This is a genomic window from Zoogloea sp. (assembly GCF_017302315.1).
In the GTDB taxonomy this organism is placed as follows: Bacteria; Pseudomonadota; Gammaproteobacteria; order Burkholderiales; family Rhodocyclaceae; genus Zoogloea.
The window spans coordinates 1-5,240 of the sequence record NZ_JAFLDT010000141.1 but is presented as its reverse complement, the minus strand read 5'-3'; the positions used below and the strand labels follow the sequence as shown (position 1 = coordinate 5,240).

General features: G+C 66.9%; 6 protein-coding genes. All 6 read left to right on the top strand.

Annotation, left to right across the window (positions count from 1 at the left end):
* Positions 1–805 (top strand): SDR family oxidoreductase (locus J0L98_RS21035; RefSeq protein ID WP_365955240.1); only part of this gene is annotated, 805 nt, incomplete at its 5' end.
* Complete coding sequence (locus J0L98_RS21030) at positions 802–1,617, top strand: class III extradiol ring-cleavage dioxygenase (RefSeq protein WP_296414147.1); 816 nt, start codon at positions 802–804, stop codon at positions 1,615–1,617. The genes J0L98_RS21035 and J0L98_RS21030, both read left to right, overlap by 4 nt.
* A gap of 2 nt (positions 1,618–1,619) precedes the next feature.
* A complete protein-coding gene (locus J0L98_RS21025) occupies positions 1,620–2,159 on the top strand; it encodes a cytochrome b (protein ID WP_296414145.1) in 540 nt (179 codons plus the stop codon).
* 23 nt (positions 2,160–2,182) lie between these two features.
* Complete coding sequence (locus J0L98_RS21020; protein ID WP_296414143.1) at positions 2,183–2,749, top strand: YceI family protein; 567 nt, start codon at positions 2,183–2,185, stop codon at positions 2,747–2,749.
* Between the two features lie 46 nt (positions 2,750–2,795).
* The gene (locus tag J0L98_RS21015) at positions 2,796–3,362 is read left to right on the top strand and encodes a YceI family protein (RefSeq protein ID WP_296414141.1); all 567 of its coding nucleotides are present in this window, start codon (positions 2,796–2,798) and stop codon (positions 3,360–3,362) included.
* Positions 3,363–3,667: 305 nt separating this feature from the next.
* The gene (locus J0L98_RS21010; RefSeq protein WP_296414139.1) at positions 3,668–4,765 is read left to right on the top strand and encodes an acyltransferase family protein; all 1,098 of its coding nucleotides are present in this window, start codon (positions 3,668–3,670) and stop codon (positions 4,763–4,765) included.
* The last annotated feature ends 475 nt before the right edge of the window (positions 4,766–5,240 follow it).

Below are 5,240 nucleotides of genomic sequence, written 5' to 3'. Positions count from 1 at the left end.
GCTTGGCGGCCAGCTGGCGGTCAGCGTGCGCGATCCGGCCCGGGCCGACGACCTGGCACGGCGCGGCGTGCATGTCCGGCAAGGCGATTTCAGCCAGCCGGAAAGCCTGGCCAGGGCCTTTGCCGGTGCCGAACGGCTGGTCATGGTGTCCACCGACGGTCCGCGGGCCCTGCGCATCGCCCAGCACCGCAACGCCATCCAGGCGGCGCGGGAGGCCGGGGTGCGGCACATCCTGTACACCAGCTTCATGGATGCGGACGCCGCTGCCCCCACCGAACTCGCCGTCGTCCACAAGGACACCGAGGCGGCGCTGGCCGACAGCGGCGTGGCGCACACCATCGTGCGCAACACCCTCTATGCCGATGACCTGTGCCTGCAGGTCGCCCCGGACATGCAACAGGATGTACTGCGCCTGCCGGCCGGCGACGGCGCGGTGAGCCTCGTATCGCGCAACGAACTGGCCCAGGCCATCGCCGCTGCGGCCCTGGCCCCCCGCCTGGACAAGCGCGTCTACACCCTCACCGGCCAGGCGTCCGCCCGCTATGCCGACATCGCCGCCCGCATCGCCCGGGTCCGCGGCAAGCCGCTGCGCTATCAGGACGTGCCAGTGGACGACTACATCCGAGACCTCATCGACCACGGCCTGCCGGCCTGGTTTGCCGCCGCGCTGGGCGACATGTTCCGCTGCGTCGGCGAAGGCCGCTTTGCCGCCACCACCTGCGACTTTGCCGCCCTGGTCGGCCATCCCCCCAAATCGCTGGACTGCCTGATCCACGAGTTTTACGCCCCGAGGAACCCGTCATGACGCACCGTCACCCCGTTCTCTTCGTCTCCCACGGCGCCCCCGACGTGCTGCTCAAGCCCGGTGCCAGCGTGGCCCTGTGGCAGCGCCTGGGCACGGACCTGCCACGCCCGCGGGCGATCCTGGTGATCTCGGCTCACTGGGCCAGCCGCGAACCGACCGTCAGCACGGTCACCCGCCCGGAGACGATCCACGACTTCGGCGGCTTTCCGCCAGCCCTCTACGCCATGCAATACCCGGCGCCGGGCGCACCGGAACTGGCCGCCCGGGTCCGTGACCTGCTGCACGAGGCCGGCCTGCCCTGCACCGAAACCCCCGAGCGGGGCCTCGATCACGGCGCCTGGATCCCGCTGACAGCGATGTACCCGGAGGCCGACATCCCGGTGGTGCAACTGTCCCTGCAGCCCTATGCCGGCACCGACTGGCACCGCCGCCTGGGTGCCGCCCTGCGCGCCCTGCGCGACGAGGGCGTGCTGATCCTGGCCTCGGGCGCGGTCACCCACAACTTCGGCTGGCTCACCTGGGGCGAGAACAGCAAGCCCTACGAGGCAGCTCGTGCCTTCGCCGACTGGCTGGCCGGGGCGCTGTCCCGCGATGACCGGCCGACCCTGCTCAACTACCGGCAGGCCTCTGCGCACGGGGCCGCAGCCCATCCCAGCGAGGAACACCTTCTGCCCCTTTTTGCCGCGCTGGGCGCCGCCAACCCCGGCGAAATTCCGGTCCGGCTGGAACCGGAGTACACCTACGGCGGTCTGGCCATGGACGCCTATCTCTGGCAGGACGCCAGCCCCGCCCCCTTCAACCCGGAGCACTGACCATGAACTTCACGCCCCCGCGCTACACCGGGCCCGCCATCGCCGCCCATTGGGTGATCGCCGCCCTGATCCTGGTCGCCTTCCCCCTGGGCGTTTACATGCACGAGCTGCCCCTGTCGCCCACCAAGCTCAAGCTCTACTCGTATCACAAGTGGATCGGCATCACCGTGCTGCTGCTCTTCGTCCCGCGCATCCTGTGGCGCATCACCCACCGGCCCCCGGCCCCGCTGCCCATGCCAGCCTGGCAGCACAAGATCGCCGAGGGCACCCACCACCTGCTCTACCTGCTGATGTTCCTGGTGCCCCTGTCGGGCTGGCTGATGAGTTCGGCCAAGGGCTTCCAGGTGGTGTACTTCGGTGTGCTGCCCCTGCCCGACCTTGTGGGCAAGAGCGAAGACCTGGGCGACCTGCTCAAGGAAGTGCATGAAGCCCTCAACTTCGGCCTGCTGGCGCTGGTCGGCCTGCACATAGCCGGCGCCCTCAAGCACGTGATCATCGACAAGGACGGCACGCTGCGCCGCATGCTGCCCTTCGGCAAATGAACGAACAACTCCAAGGAGAAATCATGAAGATCCGCACCCTCACCCTGACTGCTGTCCTGCTGCTGGCCGGCACCGCCCACGCCGTCGAGTTCAACCAGGTGGATGCCGGCAAGAGCAGCCTGGCCTTCTCGTCCAAGCAGATGGGCGTGCCCGTCCCGGGCAACTTCAAGCGCTTCACCAGCCAGATCGCCTTCGACCCGGCCAAGCCCACCGCCGCCAGCACCACCCTCGAGATCGACATGGCCAGCATCGACGCCGGTTCCAAGGACGCCAACGACGAGGTGGTGGGCAAGCAGTGGTTCAACGTCAAGGCCTTCCCCACCGCGAAGTTCGTGTCCACCGGCGTCAAGGCCCTGGGCGGCAACCGCTACGAAGCCCTGGGCAAGATGACCATCAAGGGCCAGACCCGCGACCTGGTCGCCCCCTTCACCTTCAAGCAGGAGGGCGCCAGCGGCGTCTTCGACGGCGGCTTCGTGCTCAAGCGCATGGACTACAACATCGGCGAAGGCCCCTGGGCCGACGTCTCCGCCGTCGCCAACGAGATCGAGATCAAGTTCCACGTGGTGGCCAACGCCGCCGCCAAGAAGTAAACCCGCCTCAACCCCAAGAACCCAAGTCTGTAAAACGGAGAACAGCATGAAGAAACTCATCACCCTGGCCATCGCAGCCACCCTGTCCACCGCCGCCTTCGCCGCGCCGGAGACCTACACCATCGAAGGCACCCACACCTTCCCGCGCTTCGAATACAGCCACTTCGGCTACTCGACCCAGCTCTCCCGCTTCGACAAGACCACCGGCACCATCACCCTCGACAAGGCCACCAAGACCGGCGCGGTGGACGTCACCATCGACACCACCTCGGTGAACACCGGCTACCCCCTGTTCAACCAGCACATCCAGGGCGAAGACTTCTTCGACACCGCCAAGTACCCCACCATCACCTACAAATCCACCAAGGTGAACTTCGACGGTGACAAGCCCGCCACCATCGAAGGCAACCTGACCGTCAAGGGCATCACCAAGCCCGTCACCCTGACCGTCACGTCCTTCCACTGCATGCCCCACCCCATGCTCAAGAAGGACGCCTGCGGCGCCAACGCCACCGCCACCATCAAGCGCAGCGAATTCAACGCCGGCAAGTACGCCCCCTACGTGGGCGACGACGTGAAGCTGACCATCGCTGTGGAAGCTTACAAGCCCTGAGCTTACGGCCGGCGCATCCTCCGCCGGCCAGCGTCTCCCGCGCCCCGACACGCCCCAGGCGGTCGGGGCGCCTCCGTTTCGGGCAGCCGAAGTCAACGTATCCAGACGAAAGCCGGACAAAGCACTGCCTAGCCAGCGAAAATTCATATCCATCGCAGACTTTCGGCAATACCCGGTCATCTTTCACCGGGCATCAGGCGTTGTGCACTGCAAACTGTCACCACCGGGGCAGGCCCATGGTCTGCCCCGGTGCTTTTTTGATGCCCGGTTTCACCTTGCCGTCCATGCCCAAACAAACAATAAGAATGCCCGCCATCGATGCGCTGAAGGCCTTTGCCTGCCTCGCCATCGTCATGCATCACCTGGCCTTCTATGGCCCCATGAGTGACGTGGCCAAACCGCTGCTGCCAACGCTGGTGCAATGGCTTGATGAATATGCCCGGATGGCCGTGCAGATCTTTCTGGTCGTCTCCGGCTTCCTGTTCGCTGCCAAATTTGCGCCGGCGGGCCTGCCGGTAAAGCTGTCGCCGCTGCCGGTGCTGCTCCAGCGCTACACCCGCCTGGTGGTGCCCTACTCCGCGGCATTGCTGCTGGCCGTGGCCTGTTCGGCGGTGGCCAGCGTGTGGATGGAGCACCGTTCCATCTCCGCAGCGCCGGACCTGGGGCAGCTACTGGCCCACGTGCTGCTGCTCCACGATCTGCTGGACCAGGAGGCCCTGTCCGCCGGTGTCTGGTACGTGGCCATCGACTTCCAGCTCTTTGCCCTGGCCATCCTGCTGCTTTGGCTGCCCTCGCGCCTGGCTGCGCGGCAGCCGGTGCTGGGCATCGTGGCCCCGCTGCTGATCGCGCTGCTCACCGTGGTCTCCCTGTTCGGCTTCAATCGGGATGCCTTCTGGGACGAGACGGCCCTGTACTTCTTCGGCGCCTTCGGCCTGGGCATCCTGGCCTGGTGGGCGAGCAGCCAGCCCCGTGCCGGACGCTGGCTGGCCCTGCTGACCGCCGTCGCCGTGGCCGCGCTGGTGGTGGATTTCCGGGCCCGCATCGCCGTCGCCACGGGCGTCATGCTGTTCCTCGGCCTGGCCCGCCACCACGGGTTCCTGAACACCCTTCCGGTACCTGCGGCGGTTGTGCACCTGAGCCGGATCTCCTACTCGGTGTTCCTGGTGCACTTCCCCCTCTGCCTGTTGGTGAACATGCTGGTCAGCATGGCCTTCCCGGCCAACCCGGTGATCAACGCCCTGGGGATGGTACTGGCGGTGGTGGTCAGCGTTGTCGGCGGGCACCAATTCCACTACCGGGTGGAGAGCTACCCCTTCCGCACCCGCACCCGGCTGCTGTTTCCGGCGGGTGTGGTGGCGGGGGGCTGGCTGACCGCGCTGGCGGCGGCCAACCTGGCTGGCTGAGGCAGCCACGGAACGACACAAAGGGCGGCTGCGGCCGCCCTTTGTGCGTTTTCGGCTCGGGTGGCTGGAGATGACGATAGGGTCGAATTCATTCGACCTCGGACCCGGATCAAGGGCATGCCGATGATCTTGCGGACTGAGGTCGAATTCATTGGCGCTGTTCGCGTCAAGTATGGAAAGCGTTTTCACCTCTGCCCGGTAAGGCATCTTCATGCCCGGTGGGGTGGCCGTCACTGGCTGGCGTTCCGTTGTTTTGCGTGACGTTGGCCGGGATTTTCCCACGGCCGGGTTTGCACACCCGGCCGGCTACGGCGGCGCGGAGCATGCTCCGCGAAACCCCGCCTCCGCCCCCGGCGGGCGACTGACTTTCTTGCTTCGCCAAGAAAGTCAGCAAAGAAGGCGACCCGCCACCCCCGGTCGGCCTTCGGCCGACTGCCCTGCGCTGCTCGCAGCAGGCGGCCGGCGCGGAACTCGC